Source organism: Pseudomonas sp. 25 R 14, assembly GCF_900004755.1.
GTDB lineage: Bacteria > Pseudomonadota > Gammaproteobacteria > Pseudomonadales > Pseudomonadaceae > Aquipseudomonas > Aquipseudomonas brenneri.
Genome location: NZ_CVTS01000051.1, coordinates 222,477 through 241,435 on the forward strand (window position 1 = coordinate 222,477; position 18,959 = coordinate 241,435).

At 63.4% G+C, this 18,959-nt stretch carries 22 protein-coding genes and 1 pseudogene; 13 read left to right on the forward strand and 10 right to left on the reverse strand.

Annotation, left to right across the window (positions count from 1 at the left end; all coding sequences use genetic code 11):
• The first annotated feature begins 7 nt into the window (after nt 1-7).
• Both BFQ03_RS18415 and BFQ03_RS18420 read left to right on the forward strand, forming a co-directional pair.
• Nucleotides 8-1,030 carry a PLP-dependent cysteine synthase family protein gene (locus tag BFQ03_RS18415; RefSeq protein WP_032861056.1) on the forward strand — a complete coding sequence of 341 codons (1,023 nt, stop codon included), beginning with the start codon at nt 8-10 and terminating at the stop codon, nt 1,028-1,030.
• Between the two features lie 59 nt (nt 1,031-1,089).
• On the forward strand, nt 1,090-1,596 hold the full coding sequence (locus BFQ03_RS18420) for a GNAT family N-acetyltransferase (RefSeq protein WP_065943713.1): 507 nt from the start codon (nt 1,090-1,092) through the stop codon (nt 1,594-1,596).
• A gap of 673 nt (nt 1,597-2,269) precedes the next feature.
• Here BFQ03_RS18420 and BFQ03_RS29910 read toward each other — a convergent pair.
• From BFQ03_RS29910 to BFQ03_RS18450, 6 genes are all read right to left on the reverse strand, one after another.
• Nucleotides 2,270-2,539 carry a DUF3325 domain-containing protein gene (locus tag BFQ03_RS29910; protein ID WP_065943714.1) on the reverse strand — a complete coding sequence of 90 codons (270 nt, stop codon included), beginning with the start codon at nt 2,537-2,539 and terminating at the stop codon, nt 2,270-2,272.
• A gap of 1 nt (nt 2,540) precedes the next feature.
• Complete coding sequence (locus BFQ03_RS18430; protein WP_065943715.1) at nt 2,541-4,079, reverse strand: PepSY-associated TM helix domain-containing protein; 1,539 nt, start codon at nt 4,077-4,079, stop codon at nt 2,541-2,543.
• Nucleotides 4,076-4,363, reverse strand: coding sequence for a DUF3649 domain-containing protein (locus BFQ03_RS18435; RefSeq protein ID WP_065943716.1), 288 nt, complete (start codon nt 4,361-4,363; stop codon nt 4,076-4,078). The genes BFQ03_RS18430 and BFQ03_RS18435 overlap by 4 nt, the downstream gene beginning before the upstream one ends.
• 110 nt (nt 4,364-4,473) lie before the next feature.
• A complete protein-coding gene (locus BFQ03_RS18440; protein ID WP_065943717.1) occupies nt 4,474-5,814 on the reverse strand; it encodes a sensor histidine kinase in 1,341 nt (446 codons plus the stop codon).
• A complete protein-coding gene (locus BFQ03_RS18445; protein ID WP_065943718.1) occupies nt 5,811-6,530 on the reverse strand; it encodes a response regulator transcription factor in 720 nt (239 codons plus the stop codon). Before BFQ03_RS18445 ends, BFQ03_RS18440 begins: the two co-directional genes overlap by 4 nt.
• 78 nt (nt 6,531-6,608) lie before the next feature.
• Nucleotides 6,609-7,988, reverse strand: coding sequence for an aminotransferase-like domain-containing protein (locus BFQ03_RS18450; protein WP_065943719.1), 1,380 nt, complete (start codon nt 7,986-7,988; stop codon nt 6,609-6,611).
• Between the two features lie 134 nt (nt 7,989-8,122).
• Here BFQ03_RS18450 and BFQ03_RS18455 point away from each other — a divergent pair, with 134 nt between their 5' ends.
• The 5 genes from BFQ03_RS18455 (at nt 8,123) to BFQ03_RS18475 (ending at nt 13,548) form a co-directional block, all read left to right on the forward strand.
• The gene (locus BFQ03_RS18455; RefSeq protein WP_032861048.1) at nt 8,123-9,409 is read left to right on the forward strand and encodes a hydroxymethylglutaryl-CoA reductase, degradative; all 1,287 of its coding nucleotides are present in this window, start codon (nt 8,123-8,125) and stop codon (nt 9,407-9,409) included.
• Between the two features lie 2 nt (nt 9,410-9,411).
• Nucleotides 9,412-10,314 carry a hydroxymethylglutaryl-CoA lyase gene (locus BFQ03_RS18460; RefSeq protein WP_032861046.1) on the forward strand — a complete coding sequence of 301 codons (903 nt, stop codon included), beginning with the start codon at nt 9,412-9,414 and terminating at the stop codon, nt 10,312-10,314.
• A 46-nt stretch (nt 10,315-10,360) separates the two neighbouring features.
• A complete protein-coding gene (locus tag BFQ03_RS18465; protein ID WP_050593376.1) occupies nt 10,361-10,816 on the forward strand; it encodes a hypothetical protein in 456 nt (151 codons plus the stop codon).
• Nucleotides 10,816-12,198: a tripartite tricarboxylate transporter permease gene (locus tag BFQ03_RS18470; RefSeq protein WP_032861045.1), complete on the forward strand. Its 1,383-nt coding sequence runs from the start codon at nt 10,816-10,818 to the stop codon at nt 12,196-12,198. The genes BFQ03_RS18465 and BFQ03_RS18470 overlap by 1 nt, the downstream gene beginning before the upstream one ends.
• 108 nt (nt 12,199-12,306) lie before the next feature.
• Nucleotides 12,307-13,548, forward strand: coding sequence for an OprD family porin (locus BFQ03_RS18475; RefSeq protein WP_065943720.1), 1,242 nt, complete (start codon nt 12,307-12,309; stop codon nt 13,546-13,548).
• A gap of 18 nt (nt 13,549-13,566) precedes the next feature.
• Here the strand turns inward: BFQ03_RS18475 and BFQ03_RS18480 are convergent, their stop codons facing one another.
• Nucleotides 13,567-13,839, reverse strand: coding sequence for a hypothetical protein (locus BFQ03_RS18480; protein ID WP_223820159.1), 273 nt, complete (start codon nt 13,837-13,839; stop codon nt 13,567-13,569).
• Between the two features lie 248 nt (nt 13,840-14,087).
• Between BFQ03_RS18480 and BFQ03_RS18485 the strand changes: the two genes are divergently transcribed.
• The 4 genes and pseudogenes from BFQ03_RS18485 to BFQ03_RS30740 all read left to right on the forward strand — a co-directional run.
• On the forward strand, nt 14,088-14,726 hold the full coding sequence (locus BFQ03_RS18485) for a secretin and TonB N-terminal domain-containing protein (protein WP_065943730.1): 639 nt from the start codon (nt 14,088-14,090) through the stop codon (nt 14,724-14,726).
• Complete coding sequence (locus BFQ03_RS18490) at nt 14,723-15,268, forward strand: RNA polymerase sigma factor (protein WP_032861042.1); 546 nt, start codon at nt 14,723-14,725, stop codon at nt 15,266-15,268. Before BFQ03_RS18485 ends, BFQ03_RS18490 begins: the two co-directional genes overlap by 4 nt.
• Before the next feature lie 36 nt (nt 15,269-15,304).
• Nucleotides 15,305-16,225 carry a FecR family protein gene (locus tag BFQ03_RS18495; RefSeq protein WP_032861041.1) on the forward strand — a complete coding sequence of 307 codons (921 nt, stop codon included), beginning with the start codon at nt 15,305-15,307 and terminating at the stop codon, nt 16,223-16,225.
• A 19-nt stretch (nt 16,226-16,244) separates the two neighbouring features.
• Nucleotides 16,245-16,358, forward strand: a pseudogene (locus BFQ03_RS30740) (metal ABC transporter ATP-binding protein); the annotation flags it as partial.
• Nucleotides 16,359-16,387: 29 nt separating this feature from the next.
• On the opposite strand, the gene BFQ03_RS18500 reads toward BFQ03_RS30740, so the two are convergent.
• On the reverse strand, nt 16,388-16,996 hold the full coding sequence (locus BFQ03_RS18500) for a type II secretion system protein GspJ (protein WP_065943722.1): 609 nt from the start codon (nt 16,994-16,996) through the stop codon (nt 16,388-16,390).
• On the reverse strand, nt 16,993-17,454 hold the full coding sequence (gspH, locus tag BFQ03_RS18505; RefSeq protein WP_032861038.1) for a type II secretion system minor pseudopilin GspH: 462 nt from the start codon (nt 17,452-17,454) through the stop codon (nt 16,993-16,995). The genes BFQ03_RS18500 and gspH overlap by 4 nt, the downstream gene beginning before the upstream one ends.
• Before the next feature lie 90 nt (nt 17,455-17,544).
• Here gspH and BFQ03_RS18510 point away from each other — a divergent pair, with 90 nt between their 5' ends.
• Complete coding sequence (locus tag BFQ03_RS18510; RefSeq protein WP_065943723.1) at nt 17,545-17,976, forward strand: type II secretion system protein N; 432 nt, start codon at nt 17,545-17,547, stop codon at nt 17,974-17,976.
• On the opposite strand, the gene gspI is transcribed toward BFQ03_RS18510, so the two are convergent.
• Nucleotides 17,963-18,355, reverse strand: a complete 393-nt coding sequence (gene gspI / locus BFQ03_RS18515) for a type II secretion system minor pseudopilin GspI (protein WP_032861035.1) — start codon at nt 18,353-18,355, stop codon at nt 17,963-17,965. The two genes, BFQ03_RS18510 and gspI, sit on opposite strands and share 14 nt — an antisense overlap.
• 148 nt (nt 18,356-18,503) lie before the next feature.
• Between gspI and gspG the strand changes: the two genes are divergently transcribed.
• Complete coding sequence (gspG, locus tag BFQ03_RS18520; RefSeq protein WP_032861034.1) at nt 18,504-18,953, forward strand: type II secretion system major pseudopilin GspG; 450 nt, start codon at nt 18,504-18,506, stop codon at nt 18,951-18,953.
• Nucleotides 18,954-18,959 lie beyond the last annotated feature (6 nt).

The following is an 18,959-nucleotide window of genomic DNA, read 5'->3' on the forward strand; positions in this document are numbered from 1 at the left end:
GGTTGTCATGATCAAGACTTGCCTGTCCGAACTGATCGGCGATACGCCGCTGCTCAAATTATGCGTCACTGAAAACGGCAGCTGCGTGCTGCTCAAGCTGGAGCAATTCAACCCCACCGGCACCGCCAAGATCCGCATGGCCCGGCAGATGCTCGATGAGGCACAGGCCTCGGGGCAGCTCAAGCCGGGTGGACGGATTGTCGAGTCGACCTCGGGCAACACCGGGTTGGGCCTGGCGTTGCTCGCCGCCGAGCGCGGTTATAGCTTCACCGCAGTGGTTGACGAACACGCCAGCCCCGACAAACTGCGGGCCATGCAGGCCTTTGGTGCGCAGTTGGTGCGGGTTGGCGATCCCGGTGGCGGGCTGGCTACTGCCGACCGGGATGCCACCGCCGAACGTATCGCCAGCGAGCAGGGCGCCTACTGGACCCGCCAGCACCACAACCCGGCGAATGCCAATGGCTACACGGCGCTGGCAGCGGAATTGCGCGCGGCGCTGGGGGACGAAATCCACTATCTGGTGGGCGCCGTGGGCACCGGCGGCTCGCTGTGCGGCACTGCGCGCGCCTTGAAACGCCATGCCCGCGGCCTGCAGGTGATCGGTGTCGAACCCTGTGGGTCGGTGATCTTCGGCGGCCCCGGTGCGCCGTATCACCAATCCGGTACCGGCACCCCCGAAGGCGCGGAAATCGGTGCCGTGGTCGACTATGCGCTGATCGATAAAGGATTGACCGTCAGCGATGCCCAGGCCTTTGAAACCGCACGCTACCTGGCCCGGCATTACGGCTTGCTACTGGGTGGCTCGGCTGGCGGCGTGGTCTACCAGGCCCTGCGCGAGGCCCGGCACGCGCCGGCCCACAGCGTGATCGTGGCGCTGGTGTGCGATGGCGGTGAAAAGTACCTGGACACGGTATTCAACGACCAATGGATGGCCGACCGGCAACTGCTGGCGCCACAGGTCCATCGTGAGTTGGAGCAGTGGTTGAGCGCAGCGCCCCAGGCCAGGCAGCAGGCCGTCGCCGGGGGCTAGCGGCTTGCCTGGGGCGCCGCCCTTCGCTACTGTGGCGCCCCGCCCGCGTGAGCCCTGCCATGAGTGACACCACCGTTGAACTGATCCAAACCGGCCCTGAACAGGCCGAGCTGATCCGCAACCTCTACCAGTTCTATGCCTATGAATCCTCGGATTGGGAACAGGAAGACGTCGAGGCTGACGGCCGTTTCTATATTCACGAAGAACACCTGTCGCGCTACTGGCAAGACCCGCAATGGAGCGCCAATCTGTTGCTGGTCGACGGTTATATCGCCGGTTTTCTATTGATCGAACGCAGCGAGCTGGCGGGAATCAACGCCCTGGAGCTGGCGGACCTGTTTATCCTCAAGCGCTATCGCCGCAAGGGCATTGGCCGTGCCGTGGCCACTCAGGTATTGACCAGCGGCGAGGCTGACTGGCTGGTGCGTTTCTACGACCAGGACGAGGCCTCCCAGGCGTTCTGGCGCAGCGTGCTGGACCTCCTGCCGCGCCCGGTGCAGGCGATTGAACTGGAAGACGAGCCGCAGTTGTTGAGTTTTTTGGTGACCCGGGCTGTCGTTCACTGAGCCGACCCAAAGCGTTATTTTTCCCTGTAGGAAGGACTTGTGTGGGAGCGGGCTTGCTCGCGATGGCAGAGTGTCAGTCGACACATGTGCTGAATGATCCGCCGCTATTGCGGCATGAGTATCTACACAGTTCTTTTCTTCTTGGCGTTGTGTACCTATCCGTTTTTTGTGTAACGGCGGCTAATGGTTCCGCTTTTACAGCGGCTCACTTTTGAACAGCGCAAAAGTAAGCAAAACGCTCTTGCCCCACCACTCGGCACCTCGCCTAGGCTCGGTGTGCCCGTCATCCGATATTGATTTGGGGGGGGGCGCCCCCAAATCAATGTCGGATGACGGCCAGCGTGGTTTAACGGGGCGCCTAAGATCAAAATCAAAAACAAAGCGAGGCGGCCTGACAGCCGGCCTGATCGTCGAATCGTGCGCGTACCCCTGTGGGAGCGGGCTTGCTCGCGATGGTCGTTAACGATGACGTTGGGTATCTGACACTCTGCGGCGTTCTTACTGACGCTTTCGCGAGCAAGCCCGCTCCCACAGGTAAGTAGCTCCGCACTTTGCTTTTGCTCTTGCTGTTGATCTTAGCCGCCGTTACACAAAAAACGGATAGGTACACAACGCCAAGAAGAACAGAGCTGTGTAGATACCCATGGCATCGCAGGCAAGCCAGCTCGTGCAATCAGCGGGCGCTGTAAGGCAGCAAAAACGCCACACTCAGCCCCGCCAGTGAAATCAACCCAAACCACGCCACCGGCCCCATGGCCCAGCCCCACACCTGCACACTCACGGCAAAGTTGGCCGCCAGCAGCACCCAACCCATCCCCCGCAAGCCACGCCGCAGCATGGGCGAAGGCAGGCGTTGCCAGAGTTGTTTGTAGTGCCGTTCCAAGCCCAGGCATAAGCCCAGCATTCCACCGCAGGCCAGCAACAACGCTGCTATCAATGCCATCTCAGTTGGCCTCTGCCACAGGTTGCTTGCCTACGCGCCGTGGGGCACGTTCCTTGGGCGCCTGGCACAGCTTCCAGCACGGCCAGGCCAGCATCAGGCCGAGGGCGACGGTGGTCAATTCCAGGTAGAAGTAATCACCCTTGCTGCCCCCCAGCAGGTTCAGCGCCGGCAGGCCGATACACAGCGCAGCCGCCAGTGCCAGTTGTTCACGCCAGGCACTGCGCCACGGACGGACAATGGCGTGGCCGAGGCTCAACAACCACACCAGGAAAAACACCCGCACCTCCCAGCCACCGCGTTGGGCCAGTTCCACCGGCAGCAAGCGGTTGGCCCACAGGAAGGCCACGCACGCCACCGTCAAACCGGCCACCACCGCCACGTTCAGGCGTTCGGCGACGTGGTAGAGCAGGGCGCCGACAGCCCCTTCGCCATCGTGGCGACGGCGGCGCTTGACGGTAAACAGCACCACACCGGTCGCCAGCATCGCGCAACTGGCCAGGCCGCAGACAAAGTACAACCAGCGCATCGAGTAGCCGCCAAACTGGGCGAAGTGCAGGCCGGCCATGACCTTTTGGGTCAGCAGGCTCGGCCGGCTGACGGCGGGTTGGCGCAGAATCTCACCGCTGACCCCGTCAAACAGCATGCTCTGGCCCTTGGTCAGTTCGATGCGGTTGCCCAGCACCGGGCGCGCCTCGATACGCGCGTCGCTGCGGCCCGGGTTGTGGATCGACAGACTGGACACTGGCCCCATGGCTCGCTCCGCTGCGAGCAGCAGCGGTTCCAGCGCCGTCAACTCGGCGGCTTCGCTACGTGTGGGGCGTTCGCCGCGCGCCTGTTGTTCGGCGGGCGCACCGCGCAGGGCCCGGCCCAGGTTGTCGCGATCGCCATCAAACAGTGCATCCACCGCCGCCGGCATGTAGATCAGGTAGAAAATCACCAGCCCGGTATAGGTGATCATCAGGTGAAACGGCAGCACCAGCACCGCCGTCGCATTGTGCGCATCGAGCCAGGAGCGTTGGCCCTTGGCGGGGCGGAAGGTGAAGAAGTCCTTGAAGAACTTCTTGTGAATCACAATCCCGCTGATCAGCGCCACCAGCATTGCCATGGCCGCCAGGCCGACGGTCCAGATCCCCAGGTCACGCGGCAGGTTGAGGGTGAAGTGGAAGCGGAAGAAGAACCCGCCACCGGCAGTTTCGCGCACGGCCAGGGGCTCGCCGGTGTGTGGGTCGAGCGCGGTGCCGCCGCCACGGCGTTGCTCGCCGGCCGATACCGTCAGGGTGTCGGAACGCTCGCCAGGCAAGCCGATGTTCCAGGTCTTCGCCTCGGGATGCTGGCGCGCCAGGTAGCCGAGGGCCTGCTGCGCGGCAGCGCTTTGCGACAGGCTGGTGGTGGGGACTTCCGGGTGCATCCAGCCGTCGATTTCCTTGTCGAACACCGCCAGGGTGCCGGTGAGGAAGATCGCAAACAGCAGCCAGCCGAACACCAGCCCACTCCAGGTATGCAGCCAGGCCATGGCCTGGGTCAGGGTCTTGTGTTTCATCCCAGCACCTCGCGCCATTGTGGCCAGAACCCGATGGCGGCCAATGGCAGCGCCAGGGCCACTCCGGCCCAGGCGCGCCAGGCGTTGCGACAGCCAAAGGCCCAGAGGATTACCAGGGTGTAGATCAGGAAAGAAGGCAGGGTCGCGACGACCAGGGCATCAACCTTGTCCATGGGCAACAGGCGCGCCAGGGCGGCGGTAAACGCATAGGTAAACAGGTAGCCGCCGATCAGCGCGGCGACAATCCGCGAGAGTGTCGGCCAGGCAGGGGATTTGCTTTTCATGGTGGGCTCATCGGGGCCAGATCAGGCAACACAACCCCTTTGGGATCGAGTTGGTCACAAGTAATGCATGGCGCCAATGCTAGTGATTCTCATATGGGAGTAAACGCAATTTACAACTTATACACTTTGAGCCGCAGATGCAGGCACAGGCCGGGCGTGGTGTTTTGCGCCCATAACGTGCCGCCCTGCAACTGCACGATGCTGCGCGCAATCGACAAGCCCAGGCCATAACCGTCACCGCCCGGGCGGGCGGCATTGAGGCGGGTGAAGGGCAGGAAGATCTGCTCCAGCTTGTCCGGCTCGACCCCCGGCCCCTGATCCTGAATGCACAGGTGCCAGAAATCGCCCTCAAGCTTACCGGTCAGGCGCACCACACCCTGTTCTGGGGAGTGGCGGATAGCATTGCGCAGGATGTTTTCCAGGGCCTGGGCCAGGCCATTGAGGTTGCCCAGCACCCAAACGCCTGCGGGCAGCTCGCAAGGCAGGCGCTCGCTCGACCAGCCGCTTTCAAAGCAGGCGTCTTCGCGCAACAGGTCCCACAACGGCTCCATCTCCACCGCTTCCACCGGCATCGACGGGCGTTCGGTATCCAGCCAGACCAGCTCCAGGGTGCTGCCGATCAAACGTTCCATGCCTTGCACTTCGCGCTCCAGGCGTTGGCGCAATGCCGTTGGGTCGGGCTCGCGCTCACCGGCCACCCGCAACCGACTCAAGGGCGTACGCAGTTCGTGGGACAAGTCCCGCAGCAAGCGCCGCTGCAGGACCACGGTGCTCTCCAGGCGCTCGGCCATATGGTCGAAGGCCCGGGCCAACTCGCCCAGCTCATCGCGGCGGCGTGTCACCTGGGGCCCGACCCGTGACGCCAGGTCACCGGCGCTCAGCGCATTGGCCTGGCGCCGCAGGATCACCAGCGGCGAAATCAGCCCCCGGTACAACAGCACGCCGAACAACAGCGCCAGTGAGGCCGGCAGTACGTGTTGCAAGAGGATGTTCCAGCGGCCATTGTCCTTGCGCGGGTCCAGGTGCAAGGGCAACTCCATCACCAGCCGCGATTGGCCATCGCTGAACGGGATATAAAACGTTGGCCGGCCACCGGGGCGACCCACCGGCCAGTCGATCCGGCGCACGAAATCCAACTTGCGCCGTTCAAGCCTGGTCAGTGCCTGGGAAGACAGCGAATGGTGCTCATCCACCACCACCGCCCACACCTGCTCCCTGGCGCGCAAGGTATTCAGGAACTCGTCGACGCCCGCCGCGCCGCGCTCATGCCAGGCGGCTTCGGCCTGCTGCGCATAATCGGTAAGAATCTGCCGGGTGGGCGCGGGCAAGCGCGCAGTGGCTTCCTGGATACGCTGGCTCACATCCACTTGCAGGCTGACCACCAGCAGGCACAGCACCGCCAGTAGGCCGATCAGTTTCCACAACAGCGAATGACGGTGGGGCAGCCTCATGGCGCCAGCCGGGTCAGGATGTAGCCGGTGCTCCTGACCGTCTCCACGCGTCCGGCGGTGTAGCCGATGGCCTGCAACTTGCGGCGGATGCGGCTGACATGCATGTCCAGGCTGCGATCATGCCGCGAATAGGCGCGGTGCATCACCTGCTGGTACAGGAATGCCTTGGTCAGCACCTCATCGACATGGGTCACCAGGGTTTCCAGTACCCGATACTCGGTCGTGGTCAGGTCGGCCCACTGCTCATTGAGGCTGACATCGTTGCGTTGCTCGTCGAACGTCAGCTGTGGGTCCTCATTGCGCGCCGTGCCGGGCACCTCATGTTCATAGGCCACGCGGCGCAGGATCGCATCGATGCGCACATCCATTTCCAACATGCTGAACGGCTTGGGCAGGTAATCGTCGGCCCCCTGGCTGAACCCGGTGATGCGATCCTGTTCGGCGCCGAGGGCTGACATCAGGATCACCGGCACCCGTTGATGCCGGCGTAGTTGCGCGAGCACCTCCAGGCCGCTGCTGCCTGGCAGCATGATATCCATCAGGATCAGGTCAAAAGGCTGGGCGCGCACCAACTCGACGATTTCTCCACCGTTCTGGCGCAACGTGACCTCGAAGCCACGTTGGCCCAGGTGGCTGTCCAGATGGGCGGCGAGCACCGGGTCATCCTCGACGGCGAGGATGCGACGCGCAGCGGGGAGCGAAGGGTGGGCGTGCATGGGAATATCCTGCGAATGCGAATGTTTCTAAGTCACGCATTCTGGCAAATCTTTCGGCACATTCCTATTGATTGCGGTTTATTGCTGCATTTGCCGGATGATCCGACAGAACACCGGGTCATCCAGATACGCCACGTTGAGCCGGGTCCAGGGCACGACGCTCTTGGGTTGGGTGGAGAAAATCGCCCCTGGTGCGAGCATCACGCCCTCGGCCAGGCACAGGCGGGTCAGCAGGTTGGCGTCGTCGACCTGGGGGAAACGCGCCCACAGGTACAGGCTTTGTTCGGGGCGACAAAATACTTCGGCACCCAGTTCGTCGAGCAAGGCCAGGCCGCGGGCGGTGGCCTGGCGCAGGCGATCTTGCAGGCGCGACAAGTGCCGCAGGAACTGACCTTCGCCGAGAATCACGTCGATGGTCCGCTCGCTGTACTCGGCGCCGCTGTTATGCAGGATCATCTTGATATCGGCCAACTCTTCGATCCGCTGCTTGCTGCCGGCGATAAACCCCACCCGCAGCGCCGCCGACACCGACTTGGAAAAACTGCCCAGGTACAACGTACGGTTGAGTTGGTCCAGGGCCGAGAGTTTGATCGCCGAGCTGGGTTTGAAATCGGCCATGGCGTCGTTTTCCACCAGCAGCAGGTCATAGGTCTCGGCGATGCGCAGCAACTGGTGCGCCTTGGCCGGTGACAAGTCCGAGCCCGTGGGGTTATGCCCGATCGATTGCAGGAAGAACAGCTTGGGGCGATGGGCCTTGAGCAACTGTTCCAACACCTCCAGGTTCGGCCCGTCGGGCTCGCGTGGCACGCCGAGCATGCTCGCGCCTTGCAATTGCAGTTTGCCGAACAGCGGGTAGTAGCCCGGGTCTTCCACCAGCACCGGGTCGCCCGGGTTGACGTAGCGGCGGATGATCAGGTCCATGGCATGGTTGGCCCCAAGCGTTGTGACCAACTGGCGGGTCGAGACCTTGATGTTGTAGTCCGCCAGCTTCTGGACCAGGCGTGCGCGCAGCCCGGCGTTGCCCAGGCGCGTGCCATAGCGAAACAAAGTGGTGACACCGGCCCGCACCACCTGGCGATGGAACTTGTCCAGGCGCATATCCATCAGCCATTCGACCGGCGGGAAACCTTCCCCCAGGGGCGAATGCCCAGGGTCGCGCAGGAACTGCTGGCGCATCATCCAGATGGTATCCAGCGCCCGGTTGTAGGGCAGGCTGTCGTCTTCTTCGCGGGGCTGGGCCACGCGCTTGATGACAAAAAAACCCTGGCCGTGGCGGGCCTCCACCAAGCCTTCGGCGGCCAGGTGTTCGTAGGCGGTGATCACGGTATTTTTCGAATGACCGTGCAGGCGCATGTATTCGCGCAGCGACGGCAGCTTTTCGCCGGCTTTCAGGGCGCCATCGGTGATTTGCTGGGCGATGGCGCTGGCTACCTGCTGCGCGAGGGTCGAGCGCGCCATGGGGCATTTCCTCGTGGGGTGCTTGTTATGGGTACAGTCGCGTAACTGTCCGGCAAAACTGTACCTTCTTTCAAGGCTACAGATCGGGCAATTTGGCGTCATCCAATAACAAATGACTCCCCAAGGAGCCCCTGATGCCAATCGATTCGCGCTTGCCCAATTTTCGTAGCCTGTCCCCCCGCCAGCGTCTTGACCACCTCCAGCAACTGTTGGGCCTCAGCGCGGCTGATGCTGACCTGTTGCGCGGGGCTGGCGCGCTGCCCCTGGAGATCGCCGATGGCATGATCGAAAACGTGATCGGCACCTTTGAATTGCCTTACGCCGTGGCCAGCAACTTCCAGGTCAACGGCCGCGACGTGCTGATCCCGTTGGTGGTGGAAGAACCCTCGGTGGTCGCCGCGGCCTCGTTCATGGCCAAGCTGACCCGTCACGCCGGCGGTTTTCAGACCTCCAGCAGCGCGCCATTGATGCGTGCGCAAGTGCAGATTGTCGGGATTACTGACCCGTTCAATGCGCGCCTGAGCCTGTTGCGGCACAAGGATGAAATCATCGCCCAGGCCAACAGCAAGGACCAATTGCTGATCAAGCTGGGTGGCGGTTGCCGCGACATCGAGGTCCATACCTTTGCCGACAGCCCGCGCGGGCCGATGCTGGTGGCGCACCTGATCGTCGATGTGCGCGATGCCATGGGCGCCAACACTGTCAACACCATGGCTGAAGCCGTGGCGCCGTTGATGGAACGCTTGACTGGCGGCAAGGTGCGCCTGCGCATCTTGTCCAACCTTGCGGACCTGCGCCTGTCCCGTGCCCAGTTGCGCATCGCCCCTGAGCATCTGGCCACCGCCGCGTACAGCGGTGAAGAAGTCATTGAAGGGATCATCGACGCCTACACCTTTGCGGTGATCGACCCGTACCGCGCTGCGACCCATAACAAAGGGATCATGAACGGCATCGACCCGTTGGTGGTGGCCACCGGCAATGACTGGCGTGCCGTGGAGGCGGGCGCCCATGCCTACGCCTGCCGCAACGGTCACTACGGCTCGCTGACCACCTGGGAAAAGGACAGCGCCGGGCACTTGGTCGGCACCCTTGAGATGCCAATGCCGCTGGGGCTGGTGGGCGGGGCGACGAAGACCCATCCGCTGGCGCAATTGTCGCTGCGCATTCTGGGCGTGAAGACTGCCCAGGAACTGGGGGAGATCGCCGTGGCCGTGGGCCTGGCGCAGAACCTCGGCGCCTTGCGTGCCCTGGCCACCGAAGGCATCCAGCGCGGGCATATGGCCTTGCATGCGCGCAACGTTGCGTTGTCGGCCGGAGCCCGTGGTGAAGAGTTGGACTGGCTGGTCAAACGCATGGTCGAGAGCCATGACGTGCGCGCTGATCGGGCCGCCGAGCTGTTGCTTGAAAAGCGCGGGCAGTAACCGTGGACTCTGTGCGGTTGGTGGAAGTGGGCGCGCGCGATGGCCTGCAAAATGAAGCCCGCAGCCTGCCGGTAGAAACCCGCGTGGCGCTGTTGGAGGGGCTGGTCGCGGCGGGGCTGAGAACCCTGGAGGCGGGGGCCTTTGTCTCGCCACGCTGGGTGCCGCAGATGGCCGGCACCGACGAGGTGCTGCGCCGTCTCGGGCAGCCAGCCGGGGTGACCTACAGCGCCCTGGTGCCCAACCTGCAAGGCCTGGACGCCGCGCTGGCGGTGGGGTGTCGGGAGGTGGCGGTGTTTGCGGCGGCCTCCGAGGCGTTTTCCCGCAAGAACATCAATTGCTCGATTGCCGAGAGCCTTGAGCGCTTTGGTCCGGTGTTGGCCAAGGCGCGCGAGGTAGGCGTGGCGGTGCGTGGTTATGTGTCCTGCGCGTTGGGTTGCCCGTTCAGTGGCGAGGTTGCGCCCGGCGACGTGGCACGGGTGACGACGGCACTGCATGAGATGGGCTGTTATGAAATCAGCCTGGGCGACACCATCGGCGTCGGTACTGCGCAAGCCACTTCCCGGCTGATCGCGGCCTGTGCTGCAGAGGTGCCAGTCAGCGCCCTGGCCGGGCATTTCCATGACACCTATGGCATGGCCGTGGCCAACGTCCAGGCGGCATTGGAGGCCGGGGTCAGGGTGTTCGACAGCTCCGTCTCCGGCCTGGGTGGCTGCCCTTATTCACCGGGAGCCACCGGTAATGTGGCAACCGAAGAGTTGGTCTACCTGCTGGAACACCAGGGTTTGGCAACCGGTGTCGACCTTGAGCGATTGATCGAGGTCGGCGTGTTTATCGACAGCCAGTTGCAGCGCGTCGGCGGCTCGCGAGTGGCGAAAGCCATAAAAGCGCGTCAATGCTTCTCATAAAAAGCCTTAATAAAAACAACAAGCCCGCAAGGGCGCGGAGGGCACCATGCAGCAACCTCTTTCACCGCCAAAAAAGCAAAACCTCTATGAGGTCTGGGGCGACACCATCGATGGCCGCGACCTGGTGCTGTCCATTGGCATCGGTGCGGTGGTCAGCCTGGGCGCGTATTTCGGCGCACATTACCTGCTGCAACCCATCGTCGAGTCGGCGCAGATGGCCAAGACCTACGCCATGCTGGTGGGCGTGCTCGGCTGCCTGGGTGCAGGCGTGATCAGCGCCAAGTTGTTCCCGCCCAAGCGTGACGTGCAGGAGCACGCGGCGGACCCGGCGTTTCGCGAACAAGTGGTGGCCGATCTGCTCAAGGAGTACGGCAGCCTTGGTCGGTTGGAGGACTTGTCTGACGAAGTGATCGCCGAGTTGCGCGAACTGGAGCTGTACGACTTGTTCCGTGAAGGCCAGGCTCGTGAAGAACAGGCGCACCTGAACGGAGGGCGACCGTGATGGAAATGCTGATGCATGAAATCATGATGGCGTTCGCCTTGGGGCTGCTGGGGGCGGTGGTGTTTTCCGCCATCGGCCTGGTCTCGGGCACCGACGAAACCGCCACCCTGGCGCCGTTGACCATGCTGGTGGTGTTGCTCGGCGCACCGCCTGCCGGGGTGTTGACGTTCTTCCTCGCGGGCGCGGTGGCCAAGCACATGACCCACGCGGTGCCCACGGCTCTGCTGGGCATTCCCGGTGATACGGTGGCCACCGCCTTGCTTGGCGACGCCAACTACCTGCGCAAACTCGGCGTGCCACATATCGCCCTGCGCAAAATGATCACCGGCGGCGCGGTGGCGGCGTTGATTGCGGTGCCGTTGTCGGTTCTGTTCGCGGTGTTACTGGCGCCGTTTGGCGGGGTGATCAAGCAGTTCGCGCCGTGGGTGTTCCTGTGTGCGGCCCTGGCCATTGCCTATTTCTCCGCCGGGCGCTGGGCCTCGGTGCTGACCCTGGTGCCGTTTGTGGTGGTGATCGTCGCGTTGCAGGCCTTGACCGGCCACTACGGGGTGAAACTGTCAGTCAGCTATTTCCTCGGCATCGCCGTGGCGCCGCTGATTGCGTCGCTGTTTTCGCTGTTGGCCCCAAGTGAGCGCGAGCACATGCGCCGCAACGAATACCGGGTGTTCTCCCTGGCGCCGGACGTCAAGGGCTGGAGCGGCTACTTCCCCAACCCGTTCAAAGTCATCAACCGACGCCAGGTGAAAGTCACGGCCATGGCCGCCAGCGTGTCGAGCGCGACGTTCGTGTTCAGCCCGGTGGCGATGACGGTGATCATGGGCGAAGTGATCGGCGCGCGGATCAAGCAGGCGTACGACCGCCTGACCACGGTGATCACCGCGCGAAACGGAGTTACCGAGTCCACCTACATTGCCGAAACCCTGATCCCGCTGATGGCTTTCGGTCTGCCCCTGAGCCCGGTGGCTGCCGGCCCCGCTGCGCCACTGTTCAACGCACCGCCACGCTTCTGGGTGGACAACGCCAGCGGCCAGGTCAACAACCTGCACAACTTGCTCAGCACCTGGGACTTCCTCGGCTACGGCATGCTCGCCGTGATCGTGGCAATCCTGGTGGCCTACCCGTTCACCATGAACTTTGCCCATGGCGCCGCCGCCTTTGTGGTGCGCAAGATCAGCCACGAAGCGGTGATCGCAACGTTTATCGGCCTGGTGCTGGTGATCGGTATCTGGGAGGGCGGTCTGCTTGGGCTGCTGGTGATCGTCACGGTGGGGTTGCTGGGTGGTTTCCTGGCGCGCTTTCTGGGTTTCAACACCGGCGTGCAATTCATGGGGTATTACACGGCGGTGCTCAGTGTGCCGGCGATCATCGCGCTGGCGGGCTAGGTAACCCAGCAGCCTCTTAGCTAGAACCACCACGACATTTTCCCGGCAGATAGCGGTTTATCTGCGACGGGAGAGTGTTGCCTGTCAAAAAGCAAAGGAATAACAACAATGAACATCCTTTCCCGTTCCAACCCTGTGCTGCTGGGCTGCCTGGCGTTTACCGCCAACAGTTATGCCGAAGGTTTTGTCGACGACGCCAAAGCCTCGTTGAACCTGCGCAACTTCTATATCAATCGCAACTTTGTCGATGATCGTTACTCCCAGGCCAGGGCCGAGGAGTGGACGCAGAGTTTTATCCTCGATGCACGCTCCGGCTTTACCCAGGGTACCGTGGGCTTTGGCCTGGATGTCCTGGGCCTGTATGCGGTGAAACTCGATGGCGGCAAGGGCACCGCCAACACCCAGTTGTTGCCGGTGCACGACGACGGTCGCCCGGCGGATGATTTCGGGCGATTGGGCGTGGCATTGAAGGCGAAGCTTTCCAACACCGAGCTCAAGGTCGGGGAGTGGGCACCGGCCCTGCCGGTGTTGCGCTCTGACGATGGCCGTTCGCTGACCCAGACCTTTCGTGGCGCGCAATTGACCTCCCGCGAGCTCAACGGCTTGACGCTGTACGGCGGCCAGTTCCGCGCCAACAGCCCGCGCAATGACGCGAGCATGGAAGACATGTTCATGGCCGGGCGCGCGGATGTGACCTCGGACCGTTTCAACTTCGGCGGCGTCGAGTACCAGTTCAACGACAAGCGAACCCAAGTGGGCGTGTGGTACTCGGAACTGGTCGATATCTATCAGCAGCGCTACTTCAACCTGATCCACAGCCAGCCCCTGGGCAGTTGGGTATTGGGGGCCAACCTGGGTTATTTCTCTGGCGAAGAAAACGCCAAGGCCCTGGCTGGCGACCTGGAAAACCGTGCGCTGTCGGCGATGCTCTCGGCAAAAACAGGTGCCCATACCCTGTACCTGGGCGGGCAACGCATGTCCGGGAAAAATGGCTGGATGCGGGTCAATGGCACCGCCGGTACCAGCCTGGCCAACGACAGCTACAACGCCAGCTACGACGCAGCGCGCGAGCGTTCCTGGCAACTGCGTTATGACTATGACTTCGCGGCCCTGGGCGTGCCGGGGCTGACGTTGATGACTCGCTATATCCGCGGCAGCAATGCCCATGTAGGGGCGGTCACTGATGGTCGGGAATGGGGGCGGGAGTCGGAGTTGGCGTATGTGGTGCAAAGCGGGGTGGCGAAGAACCTCAACGTGCGCTGGCGTAACTCGACGTTGCGTCGCGATTACAGCACGCTGGAGTTTGATGAGAACCGGTTGATTATCAGTTATCCGTTGTCGTTGTTGTAAGTGGAGGGCGTGGCGGCCTCAGGGCCGCTGCGCCTTCACCCCTGTCCCAAACGTATTGCCCATCCGCACGCTGGTCGCCGCAGGTGTCGACAAGCCAATCTGGTTCGGCGGCCGCTGATGGACCGGTTTTTCCCGGGTCTCGCGGTTTTTCTGCGCGGCCTTGCCGCCCATCTGCTGGCTCAAGCACCCATAGTCAGGCGCCTTGTACCCATCCACCCTGGCTTCGACACAACCGCCCGGCGTGTCCTCGGCCTGCACGACCGACACCAGGCCCGCACACAGCAACAGCATCACCAACCGCTTCATCAGGGCCTCCTGGCTGGCCCGAGGAAGTGGGCCGTAAGTGCTTGCCAGTCTAGCCCGATGAAACGGGTGAAACCGTGATGTTTTTTTTGCCATCACCGTAACATCAGGTTCATAAATTGGCCTCAGGATGACGCTTTTCCCAGGACACGTCAGCCGTGCAGCAAGGCAGAGCAGGGGTCGAACGGTGGGCTTGGAGGCGCACACACTGCTGCCTGGTCTTGCTGTTGGCCTGGATGTGGTTGCCACTGCCCGCAGCTCTGGCTGGGGAGCCGAAGGTGTTACGCCTGGATCTACCTGCGCAAAGCCTGGTGCCAGCCCTGGAAGCTTTCAGTCGTGCCACCGGGATGGCGGTGTTGGTGGACCGCGAGTTGACCCACGGGCGGCGTTCGATTGGCGTGCATGGGCACTACAGTGCCCAACAGGCCTTGGGCCTGTTACTGACCGGGAGTGGCCTGATGGCGCGTTACGCACGCAGTGATGCATTTACGCTGCAGTTGCCTGAAGTCAGCCAGCCGCTGGCCGGTCGAGGGGTGTCGCCGCGCAATGCTGCACGGCTCAACCGCAGTTATGCCACGGCCTTGCAGCAGGCCGTCGAAGCCAGCCTGTGCCGTTCGCCCATGACCCGCCCCGGCAGTTTCCGGGCGCTGGTACAGGTCTGGGTCAACCACGACGGGTGGATTGAACATAGCCGCCTGGTCAGTTCCACCGGTGATGCGCAGCGTGATGAAGCGCTGGTTCGCAGCCTGGGCAGCACCCGGATAGAACGCCCGGCACCCAGTTCGATGCGGTTGCCGTTGACCCTGCTCTTAATGCCCGACACCACAGGAAAACGCATGGAATGCACAGCACGGGAAGGAGTTTCCGGGGCATGAAGGATACCGGGCACACGCCAATGGTCAGGTTGTTCCTGGCCTCCTACGAAGACTTCAAGGTGCGTTTGCGCAAGCGCCTGGGTTCGGAGGACCTGGCCAATGACGTCCTGCATGAAACCTACCTGCGGGTCGACCGCATGGACATGCCGGCCAACCTGCAACAACCCAATGCCTATCTGTATCGCATGGCCTTGAACATCGCCGCCGACCGGCGCCAGGCTGATGCCCGCCTGCTGACCGGCAGTGAGGTCCAGGAGTTGCTCAACATCAGCGACGAAGCCCAGGATCCCTCGCGGGTGGTGGGCGGCCAGAAAGAAATCCAGTCCTTGCTCAAAGCGCTCTACGAACTGCCCGCCCGGCGCCGCAAGATCCTCATCGCGGCCCGCCTGGAGGAAGCGCCGCACCTGGAAATCTCCCAGCGTTTCGGCATCTCCACGCGCATGGTCGAGAAGGAAATCAAGGCCGCCCTGGGGCATTGCGCCCAGCGCCTGGAAAGAAAAGTCATCCAGCGGTTCGGTCCCGGCGCCGGAAAACCGTCTTAGTGTTGAGTCCCTGACAATCCGTGAGTACCTGCGCGCTTGAAAATTTTTAGCTTTCCCACTGCCCGGGGCACGCCCGACAGCCGATTGCACGACGAAGCGCGCGATTGGCTGGTCCTCCTGACCTCGGGCCAGGCGACCGTGGCCGATGCCAAGGCCTTGCGCCAGTGGTGCGCCCAGAGCCCGGAGCACGCCCAGGCTTTCGAACACGCCAAGCGGTTGTGGCAACAATTGACCCCGGCGCTGGCACAGGCCCAGGCACCCCGGCATTTTGGCCGGCGTGCGTTCCTCGGCGGGGCGCTTGCCGCCTCGGTTGCCTTGGTGATGGTACGCGTCACGGTGCCCGGTGGTTTTGCCGGGTTGAGTGCCGACTACCGCACGCAGGTGGGTGAGCAGCGGCGGGTTGAACTGAGCGAGGGCATCAGCCTGGAGCTCAACACCCAGACCCGTATCAGCCGACGTGAGCAGGGCATTGAATTGCTTGAAGGCGAGGTCGAGGTGCTGGCGGCGCAGCCGCTGACGGTACAGGCGGGGGCAGGGTGGCTGAGTGCGAGCCAGGCGCGATTCAATGTGCGCAACACCGATCACAGTGTGTGCGTGACCTGCATTGAAGGCTCGCTGGCGGTTGCCGTGGGTGGGCGCAGCGTGCGCCTGGACAGCGGGCGCCAGTTGACCTACGACGCGGCAGGGCTGGGGCAAGTGCTGACGGTGGACACCGAGGCCGTGATCGCCTGGCGCGAGCAGGTGCTGGTGTTCAATAACGCCACGCTGGACACGGTGATCGACGAGATCAACCGTTACCGGCCGGGGATGTTGGTCTTGCTCAATCGTGAACTGGGCAAGCGCCGGGTGCAGGCGCGCTTCAGCCTGGAGCAACTGGCAGGCGTGGCATTGCTGATTCGCGATGCCTATGGGGCCAAATGCACGCAGCTGCCGGGTGGGGTGGTGTTGCTCAGCTAGGCGCGGACTCTATTCCCTCCTGTCGGCGAGGTTCCCTGTGGGAGCGGGCTTGCTCGCGAAGGCGTCGGCCCAGCAAACATTGATGTTGACTGACCCGCCGCTTTCGCGAGCAAGCCCGCTCCCACAGGTAAGCAACCGCGCACAAGGGGAGATCGCTGCAATTCAGTCCAACGGCCCCAGCACCTGCCGATAGCGCTCCACCCCCTGCGGTGTCTGCCGCACCAAGGTGATTTCCAGCCCCGCCGGATGGCTTCGGCGATTGCCGCTCAACTGCCGCCAGCCCTTGTCGTTATCCCAGACCCGTACTTGCAGGTCGCTGACCTGGCTCAACACCGCCACCGCCTCCTTGGGGGCCGGTAGCGGATAGCGATCCCGTGCCGGTGCCGCAGCGCGGTACAAGGTGTCGCCCTTGAGCCACCATCGCACCCGTTGCAGACCATCGCCGGGGGTTGGCGCGCTGCGGATCAGCTCCAGGCGAAACCCCTTGCTGTCGGAACTGCGCACAGTCACCGCCGGCAAAGCGTCTGCGGCGGGGGGCTGGTCGGCGGTGGGTGGCGGCGCCAGTTCCACCCCGGCGCGCAGGCTGACGTCCAGTTGCAACTGGTTCAGGGCACGCAGCAGCGCCTGGGTCTGTTCGGTACTCGCCTGCAAGTGGGCGTCGGCGCGGGTCACGCTGTCCAGGCCGCGCCAGGCAATCAGGCTGACGACCGCCATCAGCATGATCGCCACCATCACCTCGATCAGGGTAAAGCCTTGCTGGTTACGGTTCATGGCGGGCTCACCACGCGCAGGGCGCCGGTTGCATCACGTTGCAGGCTGAGGCTGTGCTGCCCGTCCGACAACAGCACCTGCAGCGGCGGATTGATCCATTCGGCATTCAGCACCAGGGTTTGCCGGGGTTCGATGCGCACCTGCAGCGGCGTGGTGTCCCAGGTCCGTGGGCGCAGTTGTGGATCGCCCTTGAAGTCCTCCAGCCCTGGGCCATCGTCGCGGCTGCGGCTCAAGCGGTAGCCGTTGGCATCCGCGCGCCAAGTGATCGCACGGCCATCGGCGCGGGCTTCGGCCTGGGCGATTTGCAACACCTGAGCCAGGCGCTCGGCGTCCTTGCGCAACAGGTGCAAGGGGTCCGGCTTGATGCTCAGGCTGATGGCAGCGCTGGCGATGCCAATGATCACCAGCACCACCATCAACTCGATCAAGGTGAAACCGCGTTGCCTGCGATCCGTCATGCGTGTGCCCTCAACCGGATCAACCACTGAAATAAAACCGTGAGATTTGCCCTGTAGGCTGTCGGGATGGACAAACAGGAGGTCCCGCCCATGGCATTCATCGATCGCTTATCTGCCGCCCACGGCGTCCAGGCCCTGGCCTTGCTGGCGACGCTGGCCGGGGTTGCTACATGGACGCCGCTGCTGCTGACGTCTGCGCAGTCCCATACCCCGCCGATTGCACCCCAGGCGTTGGCGGCGCGCAGTGACAGCCCGGCGCTGCAATGGTTTGCCGATGTGCCGGCGGCGCTGCAGGTCAAGGTGTCCGGGGTGCTGGCCGGCGCCCAGGGTGCAGTGGCAATCCTCAGCCTCAACGAAGGACCGCCACGCAGCTTTCTCGCCGGTGAGCGCCTCAGCCCCGGCGTACGCCTGGCGGCCATCGAGGGCGATGGGGTGGTGATCGAGCGGGGCGCCGAAAAGGTCCGGGTCAATCTCGATAAACTGCCCGAGGCGCCAGCCTTGCCCAGGCTCACTCGACCTTGACCTGTTGCAACGCAGGCGCGCGGTCCACCCGGGTTTCCAGGCGTGCCAGGGGCGGCGCCTCGCGTGTGGCATCCAGCACCTGCACGCTGACCTTCAATAGGGAACCATCGCCCGCCACCACCTGTTCACAGCGCAGCTTCAAGCGCCCCTGATCACACTCGAACGTCTTGCGTCCGGGGCTTGCGCGCCCCTCCAGGCGCAGTTGGGCCAGGCGACTCTGGGCCGCCAGCATGGCGATGGATTTGTCGCGCAACAGGCCATTGCCCTGGGTCATCAACCCCGCCACCCGCACAGCCGCCGCCATGGCCACGGCAATAATCGCCAGGGCCACCAGCACCTCGATCAGGGTGAAACCTTGGTTCTTCTGACGACCACGCATGACGTGCTCAATGCCGGGAAACAGGCCCGCAGACTAGCCGCTGCACTTGACCGATTGGCGACCAAAGCTCCCGAGGATTTTCAATACGCCTGACATGTTGGCTTGCAACACTGCGCGACGAAAAGCACTCAAGCCAAGGAATGTCGAGATGGATATCGCGCACGTCACATCCACCCCGCGAGGCCCTCGGGGCCAGCGTGGCTTCACCCTGATCGAGATCATGGTGGTGGTGGTCATTCTCGGGATTCTCGCTGCCATGGTGGTGCCCAAGGTGCTTGACCGCCCGGATCAGGCACGGGCCACAGCCGCCAGGCAAGATATCGGTGGCTTGATGCAGGCGCTCAAACTCTACCGCCTGGACCACGGCACCTATCCGAACATGACCCAGGGTCTCAAGGTCCTGGTCGAGCGCCCGGCCGATGCGAAGAGCAGCAACTGGCGCGCCTACCTCGAACGTTTGCCCAACGACCCGTGGGGCCGCCCGTATCACTACCTCAACCCTGGCGCCAATGGTGAAGTCGATGTGTTTTCCCTCGGGGCCGACGGCCAACCGGATGGCGACGGCGTGAATGCCGATATCGGCTCCTGGCAGTTGTAAGGCGCG

What these genes read in the sequence shown, in the direction of transcription:
- BFQ03_RS18415 (WP_032861056.1), top strand. Translation starts at nt 8, where the DNA reads ATGATCAAGACTTGCCTGTCCGAACTGATCGGCGATACGCCGCTGCTC.
- BFQ03_RS18420 (WP_065943713.1), top strand. Translation starts at nt 1,090, where the DNA reads ATGAGTGACACCACCGTTGAACTGATCCAAACCGGCCCTGAACAGGCC.
- BFQ03_RS29910 (WP_065943714.1), bottom strand. Translation starts at nt 2,539, where the DNA reads ATGGCATTGATAGCAGCGTTGTTGCTGGCCTGCGGTGGAATGCTGGGC.
- BFQ03_RS18430 (WP_065943715.1), bottom strand. Translation starts at nt 4,079, where the DNA reads ATGAAACACAAGACCCTGACCCAGGCCATGGCCTGGCTGCATACCTGG.
- BFQ03_RS18435 (WP_065943716.1), bottom strand. Translation starts at nt 4,363, where the DNA reads ATGAAAAGCAAATCCCCTGCCTGGCCGACACTCTCGCGGATTGTCGCC.
- BFQ03_RS18440 (WP_065943717.1), bottom strand. Translation starts at nt 5,814, where the DNA reads ATGAGGCTGCCCCACCGTCATTCGCTGTTGTGGAAACTGATCGGCCTA.
- BFQ03_RS18445 (WP_065943718.1), bottom strand. Translation starts at nt 6,530, where the DNA reads ATGCACGCCCACCCTTCGCTCCCCGCTGCGCGTCGCATCCTCGCCGTC.
- BFQ03_RS18450 (WP_065943719.1), bottom strand. Translation starts at nt 7,988, where the DNA reads ATGGCGCGCTCGACCCTCGCGCAGCAGGTAGCCAGCGCCATCGCCCAG.
- BFQ03_RS18455 (WP_032861048.1), top strand. Translation starts at nt 8,123, where the DNA reads ATGCCAATCGATTCGCGCTTGCCCAATTTTCGTAGCCTGTCCCCCCGC.
- BFQ03_RS18465 (WP_050593376.1), top strand. Translation starts at nt 10,361, where the DNA reads ATGCAGCAACCTCTTTCACCGCCAAAAAAGCAAAACCTCTATGAGGTC.
- BFQ03_RS18470 (WP_032861045.1), top strand. Translation starts at nt 10,816, where the DNA reads ATGGAAATGCTGATGCATGAAATCATGATGGCGTTCGCCTTGGGGCTG.
- BFQ03_RS18475 (WP_065943720.1), top strand. Translation starts at nt 12,307, where the DNA reads ATGAACATCCTTTCCCGTTCCAACCCTGTGCTGCTGGGCTGCCTGGCG.
- BFQ03_RS18480 (WP_223820159.1), bottom strand. Translation starts at nt 13,839, where the DNA reads ATGCTGTTGCTGTGTGCGGGCCTGGTGTCGGTCGTGCAGGCCGAGGAC.
- BFQ03_RS18485 (WP_065943730.1), top strand. Translation starts at nt 14,088, where the DNA reads ATGTGGTTGCCACTGCCCGCAGCTCTGGCTGGGGAGCCGAAGGTGTTA.
- BFQ03_RS18490 (WP_032861042.1), top strand. Translation starts at nt 14,723, where the DNA reads ATGAAGGATACCGGGCACACGCCAATGGTCAGGTTGTTCCTGGCCTCC.
- BFQ03_RS18500 (WP_065943722.1), bottom strand. Translation starts at nt 16,996, where the DNA reads ATGAACCGTAACCAGCAAGGCTTTACCCTGATCGAGGTGATGGTGGCG.
- gspH (WP_032861038.1), bottom strand. Translation starts at nt 17,454, where the DNA reads ATGACGGATCGCAGGCAACGCGGTTTCACCTTGATCGAGTTGATGGTG.
- BFQ03_RS18510 (WP_065943723.1), top strand. Translation starts at nt 17,545, where the DNA reads ATGGCATTCATCGATCGCTTATCTGCCGCCCACGGCGTCCAGGCCCTG.
- gspI (WP_032861035.1), bottom strand. Translation starts at nt 18,355, where the DNA reads ATGCGTGGTCGTCAGAAGAACCAAGGTTTCACCCTGATCGAGGTGCTG.
- gspG (WP_032861034.1), top strand. Translation starts at nt 18,504, where the DNA reads ATGGATATCGCGCACGTCACATCCACCCCGCGAGGCCCTCGGGGCCAG.